14 protein-coding genes are annotated in these 22,520 nt (G+C 47.0%); 6 read left to right on the top strand and 8 right to left on the bottom strand.

Annotated features, from left to right (window positions below; genetic code table 11):
- Position 1: 1 nt before the first annotated feature.
- The 3 genes from vmeQ (at position 2) to EX191_RS05955 (ending at position 5,336) form a co-directional block, all read left to right on the top strand.
- Entirely contained in the window at positions 2 to 3,142 is a 3,141-nt protein-coding gene (vmeQ, locus tag EX191_RS05965) for an efflux RND transporter permease subunit VmeQ (RefSeq protein WP_193447342.1), read from the top strand.
- Between the two features lie 120 nt (positions 3,143 to 3,262).
- Complete coding sequence (locus EX191_RS05960; protein WP_150917824.1) at positions 3,263 to 4,363, top strand: OmpP1/FadL family transporter; 1,101 nt, start codon at positions 3,263 to 3,265, stop codon at positions 4,361 to 4,363.
- 175 nt (positions 4,364 to 4,538) lie between these two features.
- Positions 4,539 to 5,336, top strand: a complete 798-nt coding sequence (locus EX191_RS05955) for a hypothetical protein (RefSeq protein WP_046873738.1) — start codon at positions 4,539 to 4,541, stop codon at positions 5,334 to 5,336.
- Positions 5,337 to 5,384: 48 nt separating this feature from the next.
- Here EX191_RS05955 and speG read toward each other — a convergent pair whose 3' ends face one another.
- Positions 5,385 to 5,924, bottom strand: a complete 540-nt coding sequence (speG, locus tag EX191_RS05950; protein WP_041853120.1) for a spermidine N1-acetyltransferase — start codon at positions 5,922 to 5,924, stop codon at positions 5,385 to 5,387.
- A gap of 245 nt (positions 5,925 to 6,169) precedes the next feature.
- Between speG and EX191_RS05945 the strand changes: the two genes are divergently transcribed.
- Positions 6,170 to 6,322 (top strand): hypothetical protein, encoded by a 153-nt coding sequence (locus tag EX191_RS05945; RefSeq protein WP_005375418.1) that lies wholly within the window; start codon positions 6,170 to 6,172, stop codon positions 6,320 to 6,322.
- A 118-nt stretch (positions 6,323 to 6,440) separates the two neighbouring features.
- On the opposite strand, the gene EX191_RS05940 is transcribed toward EX191_RS05945, so the two are convergent.
- Together EX191_RS05940 and blaCARB are read right to left on the bottom strand one after the other, a co-directional pair.
- Positions 6,441 to 7,490, bottom strand: a complete 1,050-nt coding sequence (locus tag EX191_RS05940) for a sensor domain-containing diguanylate cyclase (RefSeq protein ID WP_048625291.1) — start codon at positions 7,488 to 7,490, stop codon at positions 6,441 to 6,443.
- 292 nt (positions 7,491 to 7,782) lie between these two features.
- Positions 7,783 to 8,634, bottom strand: coding sequence for a CARB family carbenicillin-hydrolyzing class A beta-lactamase (gene blaCARB, locus EX191_RS05935; RefSeq protein ID WP_170891967.1), 852 nt, complete (start codon positions 8,632 to 8,634; stop codon positions 7,783 to 7,785).
- Positions 8,635 to 8,873: 239 nt separating this feature from the next.
- Here blaCARB and EX191_RS05930 point away from each other — a divergent pair, with 239 nt between their 5' ends.
- Positions 8,874 to 10,223, top strand: coding sequence for a ferredoxin reductase family protein (locus EX191_RS05930; RefSeq protein WP_193447341.1), 1,350 nt, complete (start codon positions 8,874 to 8,876; stop codon positions 10,221 to 10,223).
- Positions 10,224 to 10,321: 98 nt separating this feature from the next.
- Here EX191_RS05930 and copI read toward each other — a convergent pair whose 3' ends face one another.
- From copI to EX191_RS05905, 5 genes are all read right to left on the bottom strand, one after another.
- Entirely contained in the window at positions 10,322 to 10,903 is a 582-nt protein-coding gene (gene copI, locus EX191_RS05925) for a copper-resistant cuproprotein CopI (RefSeq protein ID WP_193447340.1), read from the bottom strand.
- A gap of 63 nt (positions 10,904 to 10,966) precedes the next feature.
- Positions 10,967 to 14,107, bottom strand: a complete 3,141-nt coding sequence (locus EX191_RS05920) for an efflux RND transporter permease subunit (RefSeq protein ID WP_139060437.1) — start codon at positions 14,105 to 14,107, stop codon at positions 10,967 to 10,969.
- A gap of 2 nt (positions 14,108 to 14,109) precedes the next feature.
- Entirely contained in the window at positions 14,110 to 15,825 is a 1,716-nt protein-coding gene (locus tag EX191_RS05915) for an efflux RND transporter periplasmic adaptor subunit (RefSeq protein WP_193447339.1), read from the bottom strand.
- A gap of 103 nt (positions 15,826 to 15,928) precedes the next feature.
- Complete coding sequence (locus EX191_RS05910) at positions 15,929 to 17,335, bottom strand: TolC family protein (RefSeq protein ID WP_193447338.1); 1,407 nt, start codon at positions 17,333 to 17,335, stop codon at positions 15,929 to 15,931.
- A 218-nt stretch (positions 17,336 to 17,553) separates the two neighbouring features.
- Complete coding sequence (locus tag EX191_RS05905) at positions 17,554 to 17,973, bottom strand: hypothetical protein (protein ID WP_005391253.1); 420 nt, start codon at positions 17,971 to 17,973, stop codon at positions 17,554 to 17,556.
- A 243-nt stretch (positions 17,974 to 18,216) separates the two neighbouring features.
- On the opposite strand from EX191_RS05905, the gene fdhF reads away from it, so the two are divergent.
- Positions 18,217 to 22,485: a formate dehydrogenase subunit alpha gene (fdhF, locus tag EX191_RS05900; protein WP_193447337.1), complete on the top strand. Its 4,269-nt coding sequence runs from the start codon at positions 18,217 to 18,219 to the stop codon at positions 22,483 to 22,485.
- Positions 22,486 to 22,520: the final 35 nt, after the last annotated feature.

Genomic DNA, 22,520 nt, shown 5'->3' with positions numbered 1-22,520 from the left:
GATGTTAAGTAAATTTTTCATTCACCGGCCGAAGTTTGCTTTGGTGATCTCACTGGCGATGACATTGATGGGTATGATCGCCCTGAAAGTCTTGCCAATTTCTGAGTATCCTCAAATCTCTCCGACGGTAATTACGGTGAGCACCATGTATCCGGGTGCAAACGCGAACGTGGTTAAAAAGACGGTTGCACAGCCGATAGAAGCCAAAGTCAACGGTGTTGAAGACATGATTTACATGTCTTCTGTGATTGGTAACGATGGTTCATACACACTACGTATCTATTTCCGAGTGGGCGCAGATGGCGATATGGCGCAAGTTCGTGTGAACAACTTGGTGGCGCAAGCGACGTCTTCTCTCCCACAAGAAGTAAACCAAATCGGTGTGACGGTTAAGAAGAAATCTTCTGACATGTTGGGCGTTATTACACTGCGTTCCCCGAAACAGTCTCACGATAGTATCTACCTCTCTAACTATGCGGATCTCAATATTGTTGAGCGTTTAAAACGTATCGAAGGTATGAGTGACATTACGCTGCTGGGTAAGAAAGACTACTCAATGCGTATTTGGTTGAACCCAAATAAACTGGCCACCTTGAAGCTTTCCGCTAGTGATGTTATTGGCGCAATTAAAACGCAAAACATCCAAGTGGCGGCGGGTAAGATCGGTGGTATGCCAGCTCCAGGTGACCAGCAATATCAATATGTTTTGCAAACCAAAGGTCGACTTACTTCTGCGGAAGAGTTCGAGAACATCATCATCCGCGCGAGCAAGAAAGGTTCTTTGATTCGCTTGAAAGATGTGGCTCGTGTGGAAGTTGGCGCACAAGGTTACGAAGCTGATGGTCGTATGAATAACGAACCAGCCGCCGTTCTGGCCTTGTACCAGTTGCCGACAGCGAACGCGCTAGACGTGATGGAACGCGTGAAAGAGGCCATGAAAGAGTACGAGAAATCGTTCCCAGATGATTTGGTCTACGACATCGCGTATGACTCTACCGAATACGTAGAGACGTCTATTGATGAAGTGTACGAGACACTGGTGATTGCGGTACTTCTTGTCACCTTCGTTGTGTACGTTTTCTTGCAGAACTGGCGAGCGACCATCATTCCAACCTTAGCGATTCCGGTTTCCATCATTGCGACGTTCGCAATCATGGGCGTGATGGGCATGACCATTAACACCATCTCGTTGTTTGGCTTGATCCTCGCCATCGGTATCGTGGTGGACGATGCGATCATCGTGGTGGAGAACGTGGAGCGGGTTATCCATGAAGAGCATTTAGACCCGATTCCGGCCACGATCCAAGCCATGAAAGAAGTGACGGGTCCTGTATTGGCAACAACGCTTATTTTGTTGGCGGTATTCGTACCGGTTGCGCTATTGCCGGGTATTTCTGGTCGAATGTTCAACCAGTTCGCGGTCACCATCTGTGTGTCGGTGCTGATCTCTGCGATCAACGCATTAACGTTAACGCCAGCGCTTTGTGCGTTGATGTTGAAATCTACTCACTCGCAACCTATTGCGCCTTTGCGTGCGTTTAACCGAGGTTTTGAAGCAATAACGCGCAAATACCAAGGTTTAGTTGGCTTCTTGAGCCGCCGCATTGTGCTGAGTATCGGTGTGTATGGCGCGCTTATTGCGGTGCTGGCGTTTGCGTTCATGACCGTACCTTCTTCTTTCGTACCGAACGAAGATAAAGGCGTGTTCATGGTCGAAATGCGTTTGCCAGACGCATCAGCATTGCAGCGTACTGCACCATTAATGAAGAAGTACGTTGATGAGCTAAAACAGATGGAAGGTGTGGAGAACGTGGTTGCGGTTGCGGGCTTCTCGGTAATTAACATGGCGTCGATTCCAAACTCGGGCATGTTGATCATCAAACTGGATAACTGGAGCAAACGTAAAGCCCCTGAGCTACACCAACGCGCATTGATGAATAAAGTTAACCAAATGCTGAACTCAACGCCAGATGCCGCTTCGTTCGTTTTCGCGACGCCGGCAATCAAAGGCATGGGCGCGGTGGATGGTTTCAACCTTGTGCTGCAAGACAACTTGGGCCGTTCTCCACAAGAGTTGGCAAAAACAACCGCTGATTTTGTTGCCCAAATCAATCAACTGCCAGAAGTGGCGCGTGCGTTCTCGATTTTCCGTGCGAACATTCCGCAACGTTACATCGATATTGACCGCGATAAAGCGATTTCGATGGGCGTACCGTTGAATGAAATCTTCAGCACACTGCAAGCACAGTTGGGCGGTGCCTACATTTCTGACTTCAACTTGTTTGGTCGTTCGTACCAAGTGAAAGTGCAAGCAGAAGAGCAATACCGTGACAACATCGACGACATCGACCATCTGTTTGTTCGTTCTAGCTCTGGAAAAATGGTGTCACTGGCAACGCTAGTGAAAGTGAAGCCGATCTTCGGCCCTGATACCTTGTCGAACTACAACATGTTCAGTTCTGCAACCGTGAACGGTGCGCCAGCGCCAGGTTACAGCTCGGGTGATGTTGTAAAAGCCATTGAAAAACTGGCTGCAGAGTCTTTGCCAAGTGGTTACTCGTACGAGTGGTCAGGCATGACTTACCAAGAGATGAAAGCAGGCAACATGGCACCAATCGCGTTCGCATTGTCTTTGCTGTTCACCTACTTGTTCTTGGTGGCTCAGTACGAAAGTTGGACTATTCCTGCTGCGGTAATGATGGCGGTTCCAGTCGCGATTCTCGGCGCAATGGGCACGCTACTGCTGGTGGGACAACCGTTCGATTTGTACGTGCAGATTGGTGTGGTCATCTTGATCGGTATGTCCGCCAAAGTGGCGATTCTTATCGTGGAATTTGCCAAAGTTCTGCGAGAAGAAAAGGGCTTATCCATCATTGATGCTGCCAAAGAAGCTGCTCGAATCCGTTTCCGAGCAGTACAGATGACCGCATTCGCCTTCATCTGGGGGGTATTCCCGTTGGTGATTGCATCGGGTGCTGGTGCGGCATCTCGTCACTCACTGGGCTTTGCGGTATTCGGCGGCATGATTCTCTCTACGTTTGTAGGCACGTTGCTGACGCCAGTGTTCTTCGTGATGATGCAATCTCTGCGCGAGAAGTTTAAGCGAAAGAAACCCACTCAACTTGAGGTGAGCGAGCAATAACGCTGATTTCAACCGACTGACTCCACAACACCCCCACGCTGTGTGCGATTGGCCAATGCCTTTCATTGATATACAACCACCGTCGCAGCGTGGGTTCCCCTAACAATAATAGGTTTTAGCATGAAAAATCTTTCAAAAATCGTCGTAGCGAGCTCTCTACTGACGTGTGCTGCTGCGCAAGCGGGTGGGTTATACCTTTACGAAACAACAGCATCGGATATTGGTTTGGCATCCGCTGGTATGGCGGCTCGTGCGCAAGATGCCTCAGTAATGGCTGCAAACCCGGCTGGTCTGGCGAATGTTTCTGGTAAATCTTTCTCTGGTAACCTGATTGGCCTTTACGGTGACGCGCAACTAGACACGATGACTGGCGATGCTGGCAACGTGATTGGTTTTGTTCCTATGGCGTCGGCATTTTACAGCCAACAAGTGAACGACAAATGGACGCTGGGTATTGGTTTATATGGCAACTACGGTCTTGGCCTCGAGTACGAAGGTCTTTTGGATAATCATTTAGATATTCCTACAGCAACGACGCAAGCCTTGACCATTCAACCTTCCGCTTCTTACCGCATCAATGATCACTGGTCTGTGGGTGCGGGGCTTGGTATTCAGTACGGTATGTATGAAGTAGAAGGGACGTTGGCTAGCTATGGCGTGCATAAAAAATACTTAGACGAAGACCAAAATACTCAGGTTAATGGCCGAGTAGGTGTGCTTTATGAGGCAACACCAGGCACGCGTCTTGGTCTGTCTTACTCTTCTGAAACCGAATTTGAATTCGACAACAGCAACTCCATTGCTCCACAACAACTTATCTTCAGTGCTTACCACGAATTGAATGATGACCTAGCGGTGATGTGGAACGTGAACTGGCAAGACTGGAGCGAATACACAACCACGCTGAACGTAGAGACACAAGACACTTACCAAATCGCATTGGGTACTCAGTACAAACTGAATGAAAAAATGATGTGGAATGCAGGTTTTGCATTCGATACCAGCATGTATGAGAGCCAATCAAACGGTGATATTACCGTTCCTACTGGCAAGGCGTACCGCATTGGTACAGGCATTGATTACACATTGGATTCAGAAAACTCAATTGGTTTCGCGTTTGAAGCGATCTTGATGGAATCGTCAGAAACGCCAAGCTTACAAGCTGGCTTTGATGAGCCTGCTCTGTACTTCATGAGCATGAGCTACAACTGGAAAAACTAATCATTCCTAATCGCTAAAACGCCTTCCTTACAGGCCATTCTACCCTAACTACCTGCACTGGATGCTGTCACGCTATCTAAGGTAGTTAGGGCGCTTCTGTCACACCCGGTGAGTGATGATTTAAAAAGTATCTGCGCGGCAAAGTGCGGGTATTCAACATCTCAAAGGACTAAAAATGAAAAATAAACTAGCGTTAGTGTGTACGACTTTGTTGGTCAGTACGCTGGCTCATGGTGCCGAGCACCGAGTAAAAGACAATAAAAACAAGTTGGCGGATGACCCAACAAAAGTCATTACGAAATTTGGCGCGTCGTACGCAAACAACTACGATTTTGATGATCAAAACATCTCATTCTCGGGCTCACTTGCTCTTGACCAAGCGCGCAAAATTAACCTGCGTATCAATGATGATGCGAGCGAGTGGCGTATTGGTGGCTCGTGGTTGTTTCCGGTCGGTATCGTGAACTTCAACTTCGGTAAAAATGAATACGTAAACGGCGCGGATCAAACCAACTACAGCGTTGGTACCTTTATGCCGCTAAGTTATTTCGGGATTGAGCCAGCAGGCTTCCAAATTTTCCCAATGGCAGGCTATACGTACAACACTGGTGATGTTCCTGTTTGTGACGGTGCAGCAGGCAGCAACTGTAGCGAGCCTAACTTTACGGGCACTCCAAGTGCAGAGAATGGCTTCAATATGATGAGCTCTTCAGGCAGCAGCGGTTACGTTGGTGCATTTGCGCTGAAATCGTTTACCAAAGAGCTGACGTTAATCAGCTTCGCAGCAGGCACTTACGGCTCAGAAAACAGTGAAGGAGAGAACTACAAAGGCTTCTTTGGTGGTATCGGCCTTGGTTATCTCGTGAATAAACGTCACTCGTTTAACGTAATGACGTTTGTCATGGACAACAATACCTATTTAGATGAGGCAGATAGGCGCGTCGCATTATCTTACCAATATCAATTTGAGTAAATTGAAAACGCAGCAACGATGGCTGCGTTTTTACTTTGATGGAATAAATTAGTGAATCGCGTTCTTTTCTTCGATCTTTTTCTGATATTGGTGTTTTAATATATACATACGCTTAACATCGCTATAGGCTCCGTTAATAAAGTATTCTTCTACTAAATGGCCTTCTTCAATAAAACCACATTTCTTATATAAATGAATAGCGACTTCATTATCCACAGCGACCAATAAGTATATTTTACGTAGATTAAGAATCGAGAAGGAGTAATCCAATGCTCGATTAATCATCTCTGTCGCATAACCTCGTCCTTGATGCTCTGGGGCGATGATTATCTGAAACTCAGCGCTTCGGTGAATGTAGTTGATCTCAATAAGTTCGACCAATCCAATCACTATGCCGTCTTCATCTTCAACCACAAAGCGTCTTTCTGCGTCATCATGTATATGTTTTCGGTACAGTTCTTCGAGCTCATCATAAGATTCATAAGGCTCTTCGAACCAGTAGGCCATGATATTTCGGTTGTTATTTAGTTCGTGAATAAAGCGCAAATCAGAGCGTTCTAGTGCACGCATTTTTAGGCCTTTCTTCATCATTTATCTCCAATGAGGCGGAGTAAACCTCCGCAATTGATGCTAGAAAATCTTAACGTATTTAACAAGAATAGCGCATCTGTTTTTGGGAAATATTGTGGTTTTTTCAATATGGAAACTTAGAGTTCACGCCAAATAAAAATTAATCTTTACGATAAAAAATTCGATTAGGTGGTTTGCCTAATATCATATTAAATACCGCGCAACGACTTAGTGTCTTAATCTAAATAAACAAGGTATTCAATATGTTTTCAATCGGTGACGTAGTAGTAGCGACTAAAGGTATCGATCTTGGCGAAATGGTTGTTACAGGTTTAAGCAGTGGCGGTTTTTACACACACGTAAAAGCAGGCGAGAAAACGCTAACTTACCCAGCTAAAGATCTTAAGAAAGCATAATTAAATTTGCTCACTCTTATTTCTAAACTGGCTTAAAGTTCGTATTACTTATTTTAGGCGGGTTAGAATTTATAAAAGGTAGCGCAACAAGTCGCTACCTTTTTTATCACTCTCTTTTCTAGTTTTCTTCTGTTTTATGAACCTCAACACGGTTTCTACCGGTTTCTTTGGCTTTGTAAAGGGCTAAGTCGGCGCGTTTTACGAGTGGTTCAAACGAGTCATCCAAGCTACAGACTTGAGTTACACCAATACTAGCGGTAAAGCTCATATCACGACCTGAGTGTTGAATCGTCGTAGTTTCTAACGCATTGCGAATCGTTTCTAATGTGTTTAGGGCTTCTTGCGATGAGCGGCTTCGTAGTACGATGGCAAACTCTTCACCGCCAACTCTGGCAAGTAAGTCACAGTCAAGTAGATGACTTTGAATGGTGTTGACTGCATGGATCAGCGATTTATCGCCAGCATCATGACCAAACCGATCATTAAGGCTTTTAAAGTTGTCTAAATCTAGAATAGCAACATGGAAGTCAATGCCTTGGGTGCGGTATTCATTCAGGCGGCTTTCGATTTGTCGCATGAATTCTCTGCGGTTTGGAATGCCAGTCAGATCATCCGTTGTGGCAAGATGCTCCATTTTCATAATTTGTATATGAAGAGCAATGTTTAAAGCAATCCAGTTAGCAATGCACTGAAGCTGTGCCGCTTGTTCGTTTGTATAAGTGTGCGTTTGATGATGTGCAACATTAAGCGTGCCCAAACAGACTTTACCGTGCATTAAAGGTGCATCCATACACGTCCCCATGCCATTGGATGCCAGCATCACACAATCGACCTCATCAGATTGAGTGACATCGTCACAGATCATCAGTTGTTGCTTTTTGAACACTCGGCCAACAAAAGCTCGGTGAATAGGTACCAAGAATTCAGCCGGAATCGCTTTATTACCAGAGAAAGAGTAGACCTTTAGATGATCATCATTTTCATAAAGCGTGATACTCGCGCGGTCGGAATTGAATATACGATTTATCCATTCTGCGACCGTATCAAGCACCTGCTGCAATGTTTCCGATTGAGCTAAAAAGTGAACAAACCCTATCGGCATACAGATCGGACTTTCCATATTCTGCATCGATAAGTCATCAGGGTTAAAAGTTCTTTCAAGTCTCAATAGACATCTCCTTGCGATGTTGCAAATACCAACAATAAGTTACACGAAGCTATTTTCAAGAAAAATGCGTTTCCACGTAAGATTATGGTTTATTTATCGCCATCTATGTGTGTTCAATTGCTTAATGTGGGCGTTAACTCACGCCTAAATGAATAAATGTTATACCTATTTATAAGTAAGTCATTACTCAATAAGGGGTGTTTTTGAGGTAGAACCAAAGAATAAGAAAGCCCTTCAGGGAAGAGAAGGGCAAAGAGGGTGAACCTAGGAAAGTAAATACGTAAGCAGTGAATTAATTATCTTTGTATTTCTGTAAAATCAACTGACTGATTTGCGCGATGAGCTGGTCTCTGGCTTGAAGTGATAGCTCGGTTTCTGTGACATAGATACTAATGTAAACAGGACGATGGTTTTCCTTCCATATGATTGCGTTAATACCACGCGAACCGTGACCACCCGCACCAGAGCGGTCGGCGATAGACCAACCTGTTGGTAATACTGAACGCATTAACGAGTCTGAAACCTTGTTGTCCTGCATCCAGATTTTTAATTGCACGCGAGACTCGTAAGACAACGTTTCTCCTTCAATCAAGGTTCGCAGAGTGTTTACCATGGCGTTAGGTGTGGTTGTGTCGCGGTTGTCTCCCGGTGTCGCTTCGTTCAAACGTGGTTCTAATCTATCTAGGCGAGTCGCTTTATCACCAATTGAGCGCAGAAACATTGTCACGGCCTTAGGACCGCCGATTTCATTCAATACTAAGTTGGCAGCAGTATTATCACTCATCAACATCGCGGCTTCACAAGCGTGTTCTACGCGTGTATTTTGGCCTGCGAGTTTGTCCATCACTGGAGACCACACAACGATGCTGCGCTCATCGACTTTCGCGGTCGCATTTTTACTTAGCTTACCGCTGTCCATATCACTTAGCATTGTGGCGCAAGCCAAGGTTTTGAATGTGCTCATGAGTGGGAAGCGTTCATCGCCGCGGTAATCCCAGCGCTCATCGGTTTGCGTATCCCAAACCGAGACCCCAACCCTGCTTGAGGTTTGTTGTTCGATGAGAGAAATGTCTTCATTCAGTTGGGAAGCGTAACTTAGGGTTGAGCAAACCATTAGCCCAGCCAACAAAAATAACTTTTTCATGCGTCGTGTTCTTCATTTTGGTTTTGGTTCGCACTGTGGCGATGTTACGCAAACTATAACGAGCGAATACTCTAACCACTGTTAAATCCATGTCGATTTTTTGTAGGATTCTGCGCAATACCTCCAAGTTTGTTATTGACCTTAATTATATTGTGGGTTTACTCAACTTTACGAATATTGACGTTGCATTACGCTAGAAAAACTAAACTAGAGTTGTCGTCAATTTGAGAGTGATGTTCATGAAAACTGTACGAAATTTTGTATGGATGATAGTTGCCGCCGTGTCTGTGTTGTGGTGGATGAGTGAACCGCAACTGCTGTCCTCGACCCAATTCTTCCAATGGCGCTCCGCGCTTATTCAATATTCTGGTGTTTTGTCGTTAGCTTTGATGTCTATTGCGATGGTGCTGGCGCTGCGCTTACCTGTGATCGAGCAATGGGTTCATGGCATGGACAAGGCATATCGAGTACACAAGTGGTTAGGTATAGCAGGCGTCAGTTTGGGTGTGATCCATTGGCTTATGTATAAAGTGCCGAAGTGGCTCGTTGCTGCTGGTTGGTTGGAAAAACCAGTAAAACACACTGGAGCAGGGCCATCAGGCAATAACTTCGTTGGTTTTGAGTTATGGGTTAAAGAACTGCGTGATATAGGCTTGGATTTAGGTGAGTGGGGCTTTTATTTGCTATTGGTATTGCTGGCAGTGTCACTCTGGGCTGTTGTTAAATACAAACCGTTTAAGTTATCCCATCGTTTAATGGCTGTGGTGTATTTGATGGTTGCTGTTCACTCCGTTTTGCTGATCAAGCACGCGTACTGGGGCGATCCCATTCATTTTATCGCTTTTGGTTTTGCATTGATGGGCTCTGCGGCTGCCGTTTATAGCTTGTTTGGCTTTGTCGGACGAGCGAATCGCTATCCCGCCAAAGTGGTGTCGACTCGCTACTTCCCTCAAGCGCGCGTGATGGAGCTGGTTTTGGCGCCAAGCAATAACGGTCAAGGAAAACCTTGGCAAGGACACAAAGCCGGGCAGTTTGCTTATGTTCGTTTTGGTAATGAAGATCCGCATCCGTTTACGATTGTTTCAGGTGAGCACGATCCAGAGATTCGCTTTTTGATCAAAGAGCTAGGCGATTTCACGACCAATTTGTACCAGCGCGTGAAAGCGAGCGATGAGGTTGTTGTTGAAGGACCGTATGGGCGTTTAGAGTTTGATGTCAACAAGCCGCAAGTTTGGGTTGCTGGTGGTGTCGGGATAGCGTCGTTCTTTGCTATCTTATCTTCATTGAAAGCGTTAAAAAGACATCCGCCAGTGCATTTGTTTTATTGCACACGTGGCTTAGATAGTCATTTAGTGGATGAACTATGGAATGCTGCGCGTCAGGCACAAGTGAAACTGAACGTGATAGATACTGCGATTTCACCTCGACTTAATGTTGAACAAATTGCGAAGGAATGCGGCGATTTATCGCGTTATGAGTTTTATTTCTGTGGACCGGAGGTATTTTCTCGAACCCTGAAAAAAGAGTTAGAGGCATATCGTTTTGATACAGAACATCACTATCATGAAGAGCTGTTTGTGATGCGATAATCTAGCATTTGGGGCGAAATAAAAAGGAGCTGATATTAGCTCCTTTTGTATTTACGTTTAACGTCTATGAACCGTGTTAATACGTTAATCCGGTCTCACTACAGTTCCACTTTTTTGACCATGCCGGCTTCTGCATGTCCGGGGATATTACACGCGAACTCTACATTTTTATCGCCATGGAAGTGCCACAAGAGTTGTTTCGCTTTGCCTGGTTCAACAGTGACAGCATTGCCGGAGTCATGCATGTGATCGCCAGACATGGTTTTCATCATTTCACGATGTTTAAGCTGTTCTTCTGCTGAGCCAATGGTAAATTCGTGATTGATTTTGCCTGTATTCATTACCACAAATTGAACCACATCATCCGGTTCTATTGTCACATCTTTTTTGAATGTAATTTTCATATCATCCGTTAAGAGTACATGAACGACTTTGTCTGGTTTTGCGCCATTTGCAGGCATACCAACCGCTGACATGCCCGGCATGCCGCTCATACCAGAATGATCCATTTTACCGTGGTCCATTTTTCCATGAGCCATCGGCATTTTATCCATGTTCATGGAACCGTGATCCATTTGACCATGCTCCATATTTTCGTGGTTCATGTTTGAGTTATCTATTTGAGCAAATACGCCACCCGATACCATGGTTAGAGCAAAAGTGATAAGAGTCTTTTTCATGTTGATTTCCTTTACTATCAATGAGCTATCGCGCCATTACTCTCTGAATAATGGCGCTCGTTGTTATTTATCTTGGTGTTGAGTTGATTTCACTTCACGCTGTTTCCACAGCTTGAAGATGGCAGGTAGCACAAGCAGCGTTAACAGCAGGGCAGAGGCCATGCCACCAATCATCGGTGCAGCGATGCGTTGCATCACTTCAGAGCCGGTTCCCTCACCGTACATGATTGGAATAAGACCAATGATTACCGTTAATACGGTCATCATGACAGGCCGCACACGTAAGCCAGCACCTTCGCGAATTGCGTCTGTAAGATCCCGCGCTTGAAGCGGTCGTTGTTTCTCTTCTGCATCCAGTTTTCGGTGGTGCCATGCTTGGTTGAGATACACCAGCATGATGACGCCTATCTCCACCGCAACGCCGGCGAGTGCGATAAACCCAACCCCCACGGCAATAGAGAAGTTGTAGTTCAGATAATGCATCAGCCATAAGCCACCAACCATTGCTAAAGGCAGCGTCAGCATGATGATCAGCACCTCACCCACACGGCGGAAGCTGAAGTAAAGTAGCATCATGATGATCGCAATAGTGATTGGTACTACGACACTTAAGCGGTCTTTGGCGCGTTCCATGTATTCGTACTGACCTGACCAAGCCAGCGAATAACCCGCAGGTAATTCAAGTTGATCTGCTACTACTTGTTGTGCTTCCACGACGTATGAGCCTAGGTCACGACCTTCGATATCCACGAAAACCCAACCGTTTGGACGCGCGTTTTCGGTTTTGATCATCGGTGGACCATCTTCATAACGAATATCTGCCACATCTGCGAGTGCGATGCGTGCGCCGTTGGGAGTTACCAGTGGTAGGTTTTGCAGTTTAACAACCGAGTCACGGTAGTCTTGCGGATAGCGGACGTTAATCGGGTAGCGTTCCAAGCCTTCAATGGTTTCTCCAACATTCATACCACCGACAGCGGTTGAGATGACTTGCTGAACGTCTTTGATGCTCAATCCATATCTCGCAGCTGCGCGGCGTTTGATATCAATCGTTACGTAACGGCCACCCGCGACACGTTCCGCATATACAGATGAGGTGCCATGAACGCTATTAAGAATAGGTTCCAGCTGAGCACCAATTTTTTCGATCTCTTTCAGGTCTGGGCCTGCGATTTTGATCCCAATTGGCGTTTTAATGCCCGTCGCAAGCATGTCGATACGCGTTTTGATCGGCATTACCCATGCGTTGGTGAGTCCCGGGAACTGAATCAGTTCATCGAACTCTTTGCGTAACGACTCTGTCGTCACGCCTTCACGCCATTGATCGTGAGGTTTTAGCTGAATAACAGTTTCAATCATAGTGAGTGGCGCAGGGTCGGTAGCCGTTTCTGCACGGCCAATCTTGCCCCAAACCGTTTTGACTTCCGGTACGGTTTTGATCAGTTTGTTAGTTTGCTGAACTAGTTCACGTGCTTTACCAATCGAGATTCCCGGATACGTAGTCGGCATGTACATCAAGTCGCCTTCATCCAATGGTGGGATGAACTCGCTACCCAGTTGACTGGTTGGATAGTAAGCTGACGCCATTAGGCCTAAAGCGATAACGATCATACTCTTAGGATACTTGAGGCTGGTATTCAGCAACGGGCGATACAGCGCAATTAAGCCTCTATTTACTGGATTCTTATGCTCTGGTAATACGTTGCCACGGATGAAATAACCCATGAGCACAGGTACGAGGGTAATTGCCAAACCTGCCGCTGCGGCCATTGCATAAGTTTTAGTAAAGGCGAGAGGGGAGAACATCTTGCCCTCTTGACCTTCCAGTGCAAATACTGGCACAAAGCTTAACGTGATGATAAGCAGTGAGAAGAACAGGGGCGCGCCCACTTCTTCAGCGGCTTTGCCAATCACTTGCCAGCGGTTCTTATCCGTGAGAGGCGTTCGTTCAATATGCTTGTGGACGTTTTCTATCATTACGATGGCACCATCCACCATAGCACCGATGGCGATGGCAATCCCCCCGAGCGACATGATGTTGGCATTAATGCCTTGAGAATGCATGACGATAAACGCGGATAAAATACCGACGGGCAAGCTCAGTGCGATAACCAAAGATGAACGGATGTGAAATAGGAAAAGGGCACAAACAACCGCCACGACGATGAATTCTTCCGCCAATTTCTTCCACAAGTTTTCTACGGCAGCGTTAATCAGCGTGGAGCGATCGTAAGTAGGAACGATTTCTACACCATCCGGTAAGCTACGCTGTAAATCTTCAAGTTTGTCTTTTACTTTGCTGATGACTTCACTCGCGTTTTCGCCGAATCGCATGACAATAACGCCACCAACCGCTTCACCTTCGCCGTTAAGCTCAGAGATGCCGCGACGCATTTGCGGACCTAAGTTGATGTCAGCAATGTCGCCCAATAAGAGCGGTGTACCTTTCTCTGTCACTTTGAGCGGGAGTGATTCAATATCCTCAATACTCGTTAGGTAACCTGTAGTGCGAACCATATGTTCCGCTTCTGCTACTTCAACAACAGAGGCGCCCGTTTCCTGATTGCCGTTTTGGATCGCCATGTTCACTTGTTGCAGTGTCAGGTTGTAAGCACGTAGCTTAGCTGGGTCAATCTGAACTTGATATTGCTTCACCATACCGCCAACGGTTGCGACTTCAGAGACGCCATCGACGGTTTGCAGCTCATATTTCAAGAACCAGTCTTGCATACTGCGTAGATCAGCAAGATCATGGTTGCCAGTTTTATCTTGCAGTACATAGCTGTAGACCCAGCCCACACCCGTTGCATCTGGTCCTAATGTCGGTTTTGCACTCGGTGGTAATTTAGGTGCTACTTGGCTTAGGTACTCTAAAACGCGCGAACGTGCCCAATACATGTCGGTATCATCGTTAAAAATGATATAAACATATGAGTCACCAAAGAATGAATAACCACGAACGGTTTCTGCACCCGGTACGGCGAGCATCGCGGTGGTTAGCGGATAAGTAACTTGATCTTCCACCACTTGAGGTGCTTGGCCTGGGTAGCTTGTTTTGATGATCACCTGAACATCAGAAAGATCCGGAATGGCGTCTACAGGTGTATTCTTTACACTGTAAAGTCCGGTTAAAACAAGCGCTAAGGTTGCGATCAAAACCATGAAACGGTTTTTGATCGACCAGCGGATTATTGCTCCAATCATAGTTAGCCCTCAACCGCTTCAAGTTGCTTCAAGACGTAGTCAGCTCCTTGTTTTTCAACTAAAAACCGTACTTTCTGACCTTCTTTGAATCCGGATAGATCCACTTCATTACCTACAGAGAAGTTCATCTCTCCTGCCTCCCAGTTCCATTCTGCAACTGGGAGGTGGTTGAGAGTTATCATCCCAAAATCCGCCATCAACATGCTGATATCTCCGGTAATCCATACGTCAGTCACGACAACGCTGTCATCGGCTTTGTAGTCAACGACTTCATATTGACCGGACTCTGTTTTCTGAATTTCAAACTCGATAGCTTGGCCTTTTTGCAGAGTGCCCAAATCAACGTCATCTGCGAGGGTAAAGTTCATGACCATACCCGGCCAATCCCACTCTGCTACGGGCTGATGATTAATGGTCAACATACGGTGATCTTTCATCACATCGGTGATTTCACCCTTAGCCCAAACTGTTTCTGCTTTGGCTTCAGTAGGTGATGAAATACGGGATAGATCAGCCGTTTGGCTCGATTCCGAATCCAACATAAAGTGTGCAGAGGTTACGATGCGATCATCTTGAGACAGACCTTGTAGCACCTCGATTTTGTCGTCGGCTTCACGCCCAACTTTGATGCGCGTTGAGCGGTATTTACCATCGCCTTCAGACAACACGACTCGGGTCATACCGCCGGATCGAATAACGGAAGACTTAGGAATCGTCATAACTGCGTTATCAGTGACTGGTTGAAGGGCAATGTTGGCAAACATATTAGGTTTAAGATCGCCATTCGGGTTAGGGAACTTGAGGCGTACACGCAAGGTACGAGTTTTAGGATCCAGAATAGGGTATACGTAGTCGACAACCCCTTTCCATTCATTGCCTGGAATAGCATCAAGCGTCATAGTGGCGCTACTTCCTGCTTTCATCCAGTGAGCTTGGCGCTCAAATACTTCGGCATCCACCCATACGTTTTCAAGTGGGCCCGCGCTGATTACCGCTTGAGCAGGGGATAGGTAACCACCTTCACGAACGTTCAAACTCGCGATGACGCCATCTTCCGGAGCTTTAATTTCAATAGTTTGCGATGCTTTCCCGCGTTGAGTGATGGCTCTGATTTGAGAACGATCAACACCCAGTGTCACTAAACGTTCTGTCGCGCCTTTCACCAGGCCATTACGCCCAGTTCGGTAGGCGTTCAGCAGCTCTTCTTGTGCTTTGACTAGCTCAGGCGAATACAGCGTGAACAGCACGTCGCCTTTGTTGACCTTTTCACCCACGGCATTGATGTAAAGCTTTTCAACCCAGCCCGCCACGCGAACGTTGGTTTGCCACAAATGACTTTCGTCAAACGCGATATAGCCGACAGTTTCAATTCGAGGTGAAAGTTGCTCTAAAGAGACTTGAGCGGTTTTTACACCTAAGTTGTTTTCAACTGATGGGTCAATTTTTACCGTGCCGGGTTTGTCTTGTTCACCTGCGAGATCTTCGGCGTACACTGGGATCAAGTCCATGCCCATTGGCGATTTGCCCGGTTTGTCGCGCTTATAATTTGGATCCATTGGCGCAACCCAATAGAGTGGCTCGTTTGAGCTGCTCGCAGCGCTACCGCCTGTGCCGCTCATGTCGTGGTTTGCACCAGATAGGTACTGATTAACGCCAAACCCTAGTGCCCCGCCAACAAGCAGAGCGATGGTTGCTATCTTGATTGAATTTGAACTCATTCCTAATTCCTTATTTTCCCCATGAGGCATGACAGCGATGTTGATTGTTTATTGGTGTGAATTCGCCATCGTCCCCAAACTTGGGTTCTCTCATGTTTTTGTTTTAGTTCGCGCTTGCTTCAGGCGTGATGTTGGGTGCGGATACTTGATATTCGAAACCACCCAATAAAGCCGCTAAGTTGCTGTTTACGATGTTTAAATCGGTAATAAGACGTTGCTGTTCGAGCTTTAGCGCCAGCTCGTCTGTGCTTGCCATGATCACGTCGTTAAACTGTGCGGTGTTGTTTTGATAGCCCCTTTCTACCGCGTGAATACGAGCTTGAACTTGGGGAAGTAAGGTGGATTGATAACGCTCTAAACGCTGACTCAAGTTGGCGCGATCAACCAGCAATGTGTTGACCTTTGCGTTCATCTGAGTCAGTAACGTATCTTTTTGTGAACGAGCGGCACCCACTTGATACTGGGCGGCAGCTAAGTTGCGGTCTTGGCGATTGCCAGTGAACAGGGGAATGTCCATCGTTAGATACGCGCTCACCAAATCCGATGCAGGTTCGCCTTTCATATTGTTGGCTTGACGATAGGCGTACATCACTTCCACACCGAATTGAGGCGTGTAAGCTTGCTCTGCAATATCCACTTGAGTTTCATTGGCAGAAATACTTACGTCTGCCATTTTCACCATCGGGTGATCACTCAACTGTTGGTAGTGCTTGGTCGTTTCGCTATTTGCCGACAACTTTTGGTTCAATGACGCCCAAGTCAGTGTGTTGCTGGCTTGAAGTGTTGAGCGTCCGTTGTGGATATAGGTATTGAGCCAGTCAGAGCCCAACCATTCTGAGAGTTGCGAGACCAAACGGCGCTGCATTTGTGCGTTGGCTTGCAGCTTTTCATCCAACTTACTCACTTGAAGCTGTGCATTCAGTAAATCTTGCGCTTCGCTTTTGCCGATTGAGTAATTGGTTTGAATGAAGTTTTCCATTTCCGTCATGAGCCGACGGTTTTCTAGCAAAATTTGCTCTGCCTTCTGCTGATAGCCCAGCTCCAACCAAAGCTGAGTCATGCTGTTTGCCACTTCAAGCTCCCGTGCGTGAACTTGCAGAGACAAACCATCGGCTTGTTGATTGGCTTTCTTTTGTTGAAGATCGAGCGTCGAGCCACGTTCGAACTGTTGCATCAAACCGACGGAGATATTGGTCATCGGATCCTCGTCAAATTTGAAGCTATCGACAGGCAAACCGCCAAAACCGACTTTCAGTTTCGGGTCCATCAAGGTTGCGCTGGCTACGCCTGTTTCACGCATTGCTTCCGATTGAGCATAGAACTGCTTACGGTTGCCATCGTTACTCAACGCAACGCTAATGAGGTTTGCTAGCTCATTGGTTGATTGAGCTTGCGCTTCTTGTTGTGCTTTCGTATTGGCTGGCGATTGTGCCACCACATTGAAAGCAGGTAGGGCAACCAGAGCCAGTGAGCATACTGGTGCCACTAAGCGATTTGGGTTGAATTCCATAATTTACATCCAAATTGATACCAAGCTCTTTTGCGTTTCGGGATCGATTGAACCGAGCGGGAGAGCGTTGGTATTTGCCAAACGGATGACGCACTTTTTTATCACTAAATAGCAGGTAACAAATGGAGTTACGAGCGAATAGCTGAGGTGAGCACGCTATCAGTTGGGCGCAAAGAAACTGCCTGCAAAGCGATGCAGGGTCGAATGCTTTGTATGGATTAAACTATCGGAGGCCGATACAAATCATGGGTGACTTGTACCACTGGTGCGGTAATTTCTGAGGCAATGGATGCGCGACAAGCCAATGGGGAGAGCTGGCTGTCAGTGACTGGTAATGGGACAAAAACGAATGAGCAAGATGCTGTACAGCAATTGTGGATCATACCGGAGCCATCAACACAGCTCATGGTAATCTCTGCAGAGTCGGAGCTCAACGATGAGGCCATCTCCATGCTCATACTCGGGGAGCCGCAGTGATCGTTCTCGCTTGCCATTTCCGTCATGTGAGCAGACATCATGGCATCACTCGACATCATTTTTAGGCTCATTAAAGGCGCACTATTTACCACGCTAGATACCAGCAGTATCAGCGTTGTACATAACGTTAGCCAAATTGTATGCAATGATTTCAGACGCATACGGTTTCCAGTCAAAATGAGCTTATATATCGAGTAACCACTAAATAATAAAGGTTACCCTAGGGGTAAAGTCAAGGATTATACCGACCCCCTTCGAGATAATGAGTTCTACATCTTAAAGTCAATTGGACATATTAATCGCTAAGAAATATCTCGCTAGTGAGTTTTTTGTCACACGAACTTTCCATGGTAGGGTTTATCCTTATAGAATGTAAGGTTTAGTGTGCCTGCTTCGGGGGTTGTATGATAGAAATTGTCATCGATGGAAAATATAGAATTGTAGAAGAGGGGCTAACCCTTCTGGAAGCAGCCAAAGTGTGCGGGGTCGAAATCCCTTCACTGTGCGGAATGAACAAAAGTAACGAGAAAATTCCGTGTGATTTGTGTGTGGTCGAAGTGGAAAGTGGCGGAACTAAGCGCGCCTGTGATCTCAAAGTGTACCGCGGTCTCAATGTCGTCACACAATCAGAACAACTTAGTGAGCACCGCAGAAAAGCGCTCAACCGAATCATGACGGACCACTACGCAGACTGTGAAGCTCCATGCAAAACGGCGTGTCCTGCTGGGGTAGACATCCAATCTTATCTCTACCATATCTCGCAAAACGATCATCAAAAAGCGATTGAAGTTATTAAACGCACACTACCAATGCCGTTATCGATTGGGCGTGTGTGTCCGGCATTCTGCGAAAGTGAGTGTCGCCGTTCTTTGGTGGATGAGCCGATTGCCATTCGCCAACTCAAACGCCATGCCGCAGACGCAGATTTAGCGGCGCATGAAGCGTATGTCCCAGAGAAAAAACCAGCGAAGCATCGCAAGATCGCCGTTGTTGGTAGTGGCCCCGGTGGCTTAACGGCAGGTTATTACTTGTCGAATGAAGGTTATGACGTCACCGTATTTGAGTCCATGCCAAAAGCAGGCGGTTGGCTACGCTATGGCATTCCTGAATATCGCCTACCTAAAGACATTCTAGACAAAGAAATCGAATTGATGTGCCGCAACGGTATGCAAGTTGAAACCAACAAAAAGCTTGGTGTTGATTTCACGCTGTCTCAATTGAGTGAAGGCTACGATGCTGTCTGTTTGGCAGTGGGGGCGTCTCAAGCGGTAGAAATGAATTATCCTGGTAGCGACTTGGACGGCTGTTATCTCGGTGTTGATTACCTGAAAGATTACGTTACAGAACAAAACTACGCGACGGGCAGCAAAGTTGCCGTGATTGGTGGTGGTAACACTGCGATCGACTGTGCGCGTACGGCGCGTCGTGCGGGTGCCGATACCACTTTGATCTATCGTCGAACTCGCGACGAAATGCCAGCCGAAGACTACGAAATCGTCGAAGCTGAACATGAGGGTGTGAAGTTCCATTTCTTAACGAATCCGGCGCAAAACATCGCGGATGAAAACGGCCGCGTGAAGGCAATTCGATTAGAACGAATGGCGTTAGGTGAGCCAGATTCGTCTGGTCGTCGTAGTCCGAAACCAACGGGTGAGTTCTTTACTGAAGCATTTGATACCGTGATTGCAGCGGTATCGCAAAAGCCGGATCTCAGCTTCTTAGAAAACGATGAGCTCTCCATTCCTCTAACGCGTTGGAACACATCTGAATCCGATGCTCAAACCATGCACACGGGTACGGGCAATATCTTCAGTATCGGTGATTTTCGTCGTGGTCCTGCAACAGCGGTTGAAGCGGTGGGCGATGGGCGAGTTGCGGCAAAAGCGATTGATCTGTTCCTCAATGGTGATATGGCGGATATGCCGAAACCTGCGTTCAACTCTCGTAAAGAGAAAAAACTGGCGCAGGTTGACCCACTTCATTTCGAAAATATCCAAAAAGTTGCTCGTTCAATCATGCCGGAATTGACGCCAGCACAGCGTGATCAGAGTTTTGCTGAAGTGGAACTGGGCTTTGATAACGAAGAGGCCATGAAAGAAGCGGCGCGCTGCTTAGAGTGTGGTTGCCAAGCGAATACCGACTGTGCCTTGCGAGATTACTCAACGGAATATCATGCCGAGCAACATTTCGATGTTTCCGTGGACGTTTCCTCTGCTAACGTGATTGGTCATCAAGATTGGCTCGATTTACGTGCGAAAGATCTTCGTCACAAATACGAAGTAGACCGCAGTTCTGAGTTCATTGAATTTGATGCTAACCGCTGCATCAGTTGTGGTCAGTGTATTCAAGCATGCCGTGAGCAAGCGGTACATGGTGTGTTGAGTTTTGTGTCGGATAAAAATGGCCGACCAGCTTTACGACCAGATGATCGTCCACGATTCCGCTCCGATGAAAAAGGCGCAAGTTGCAGCGGTTTGACGCTTATGGGCGATTCAAAATGCGTGCAATGTGGGGCGTGTGTTCAGGCGTGTCCAACGGGCGCGATGGTGGACAGCCGTGATCGTTCTCAAGGTAGAACCGAACATCTAAAAGCCGTCGACACCATTTGTACCTACTGCGGTGTGGGTTGTAAGTTGACCATGTTTGTCGATGAGCAACAAAACAAAATCCGCTATGTAAAAGGTGCGGATTCGCCAGTTAACCAAGGTATGCTGTGCGTGAAAGGCCGTTTCGGTTTTGATTTCATTAGCAGCGAAGAGCGTTTAACGACACCACTGATTCGTAAAGATGGTTGGTTGCAGCCAGCAAGTTGGGACGAAGCGATTCAGCTCGTGGCTTCGAAGCTTTCGACGATCAAGCAAGATTTTGGTAGCAACGCACTGGCCGGATTCTCTTCAGCGAAAACCACTAACGAAGATAACTACGCATTTCAAAAATTCATCCGTCGTGAACTTGGTACGAACAACGTTGATCACTGCGCACGTTTGTGTCACGCATCAAGTGTGACAGGGCTTGAAGCATCGTTGGGGAGTGGTGCGATGACCAACGACATTCCAAGCATTAAGCATTCCGATGTGATCTTTATTATCGGTTCTGACACCACATCTGCGCACCCGATCATCGCTTCGCACATCAAGCAGGCGATTCGTCATCACGGGGCACGCTTGATTGTGGCAGACCCGAAACGAGTGGACATGGCCGAACATGCAGAGCTGTACTTAGCGCATCGACCGGGTACGGATGTTATGTTGCTCAATGGCGTGATGCAGCAAATCATCAAAAATGGTTGGTATGATCAAGAATACATCGAAGAGCGCGTCGACGGCTTTGATACCTTGCTTCAAGAGGTGATGTCGCCAGCGTACAACCTAGACAAAGTTGAGTTAGTGACGGGCGTAAAAGCGGACGATATTTTCGCGATGGCGCGAATGATCGGTACGGCAAAACGCACGGCGGTGTATTACTCAATGGGTATTACCCAGCATACAACAGGGCACGATAACGTTCGTTCGATTGCAAACCTGCAATTGTTGTGTGGCAACATCGGTATTGAGGGGGGTGGTATTAACCCACTGCGCGGTCAATCAAACGTACAAGGTGCGTGTGATATGGGCGCTTTACCGAACTGTTATCCGGGATATCAAAAAGTGTATAACCCGATTGTTCGTCAGAAATTCGCGATTGAGTGGGATGCGCCGAACTTACCTTCTGAGCAAGGGCTTACCCTAACGGAAATCATCGATGCGGCGTGCAAACGAGAAGTTCGCGGGATGTACATCATGGGCGAAAACCCAGTACTGAGCGATCCAAACCAAGCACACGTGATTGAAGGGTTGGAAGCACTCGACTTCTTGGTCGTGCAAGACATCTTCCTCACCGAGACGGCGCAGTACGCCGATGTGGTATTGCCTTCTTGTTCATTTGCGGAAAAATCCGGTCACTTCACCAATACTGAGCGCCGCGTGCAGCGCGTTAATGCGGCAGTGAAAGCGCCGGATGAGGCGAAAGAAGATTGGTGGATCATTCAAGCGATCGCAAACGCGATGGGCAGCGATTGGCATTACCAGTGCATTTCTGAAATCACTAGCGAGATCGCGCGTGTAACGCCGCAATATGCAGGGTTACGTTGGGACGCGATCACGCCGAACGGTGTTCAATGGCCAAGTAACAAGAACAATCCAAACGGTACTCGTATTATGCACCAAACCCAATTTACCCGAGGGAAAGGGCAAATGGTGGGCGTGCCTTTCCGTTATGCAGCGGAGTTGCCTGATGAAGAGTATCCTTTGGTGCTTACAACAGGGCGTGTGCTAGAACAGTTCCACACCGGTACGATGACACGCAAAACGAAAGGGTTGGATAACCTTGCTGGGCCAAGAGCGATGATCAGTGTTGAAGATGCTGAAGCAATTGGTATCCATAATGGTCAGCGCTTAAAAGTGTCGACTCGTCGTGGCTGCATCGAAATTGATGCGTTTGTGACCAAGCGAATGCAAAAAGGCGTCGTGTTTATCCCGTTCCATTTCGTTGAATCGCCAGTCAACCGCTTGACGACTACGGCAACGGACCCGCATGCGAAAATTCCTGAATTCAAAGTCGCAGCGGTGAAGATTGAAATCAGTGAAACGGCCGGTCAACCAGAGCCTGTCGAGGAGGCGGTACACCACGTCTAACATCAACGACATCAACGCTTCACGCACTGGCGAGT

The sequence above is a fragment of the Vibrio chemaguriensis genome, from assembly GCF_012275705.1.
Lineage (GTDB): Bacteria > Pseudomonadota > Gammaproteobacteria > Enterobacterales > Vibrionaceae > Vibrio > Vibrio diabolicus.
Note: the sequence above shows the minus strand (reverse complement) of the source record. Positions and strands in the feature narration are given on the sequence as shown.

Coding starts and splice junctions, on each gene's coding strand:
- vmeQ (WP_193447342.1), top strand. CDS start 2: ATGTTAAGTAAATTTTTCATTCACCGGCCGAAGTTTGCTTTGGTGATC.
- EX191_RS05960 (WP_150917824.1), top strand. CDS start 3,263: ATGAAAAATCTTTCAAAAATCGTCGTAGCGAGCTCTCTACTGACGTGT.
- EX191_RS05955 (WP_046873738.1), top strand. CDS start 4,539: ATGAAAAATAAACTAGCGTTAGTGTGTACGACTTTGTTGGTCAGTACG.
- speG (WP_041853120.1), bottom strand. CDS start 5,924: ATGAAGAAAGGCCTAAAAATGCGTGCACTAGAACGCTCTGATTTGCGC.
- EX191_RS05945 (WP_005375418.1), top strand. CDS start 6,170: ATGTTTTCAATCGGTGACGTAGTAGTAGCGACTAAAGGTATCGATCTT.
- blaCARB (WP_170891967.1), bottom strand. CDS start 8,634: ATGAAAAAGTTATTTTTGTTGGCTGGGCTAATGGTTTGCTCAACCCTA.
- EX191_RS05930 (WP_193447341.1), top strand. CDS start 8,874: ATGAAAACTGTACGAAATTTTGTATGGATGATAGTTGCCGCCGTGTCT.
- copI (WP_193447340.1), bottom strand. CDS start 10,903: ATGAAAAAGACTCTTATCACTTTTGCTCTAACCATGGTATCGGGTGGC.
- EX191_RS05920 (WP_139060437.1), bottom strand. CDS start 14,107: ATGATTGGAGCAATAATCCGCTGGTCGATCAAAAACCGTTTCATGGTT.
- EX191_RS05915 (WP_193447339.1), bottom strand. CDS start 15,825: ATGAGTTCAAATTCAATCAAGATAGCAACCATCGCTCTGCTTGTTGGC.
- EX191_RS05910 (WP_193447338.1), bottom strand. CDS start 17,335: ATGGAATTCAACCCAAATCGCTTAGTGGCACCAGTATGCTCACTGGCT.
- EX191_RS05905 (WP_005391253.1), bottom strand. CDS start 17,973: ATGCGTCTGAAATCATTGCATACAATTTGGCTAACGTTATGTACAACG.
- fdhF (WP_193447337.1), top strand. CDS start 18,217: ATGATAGAAATTGTCATCGATGGAAAATATAGAATTGTAGAAGAGGGG.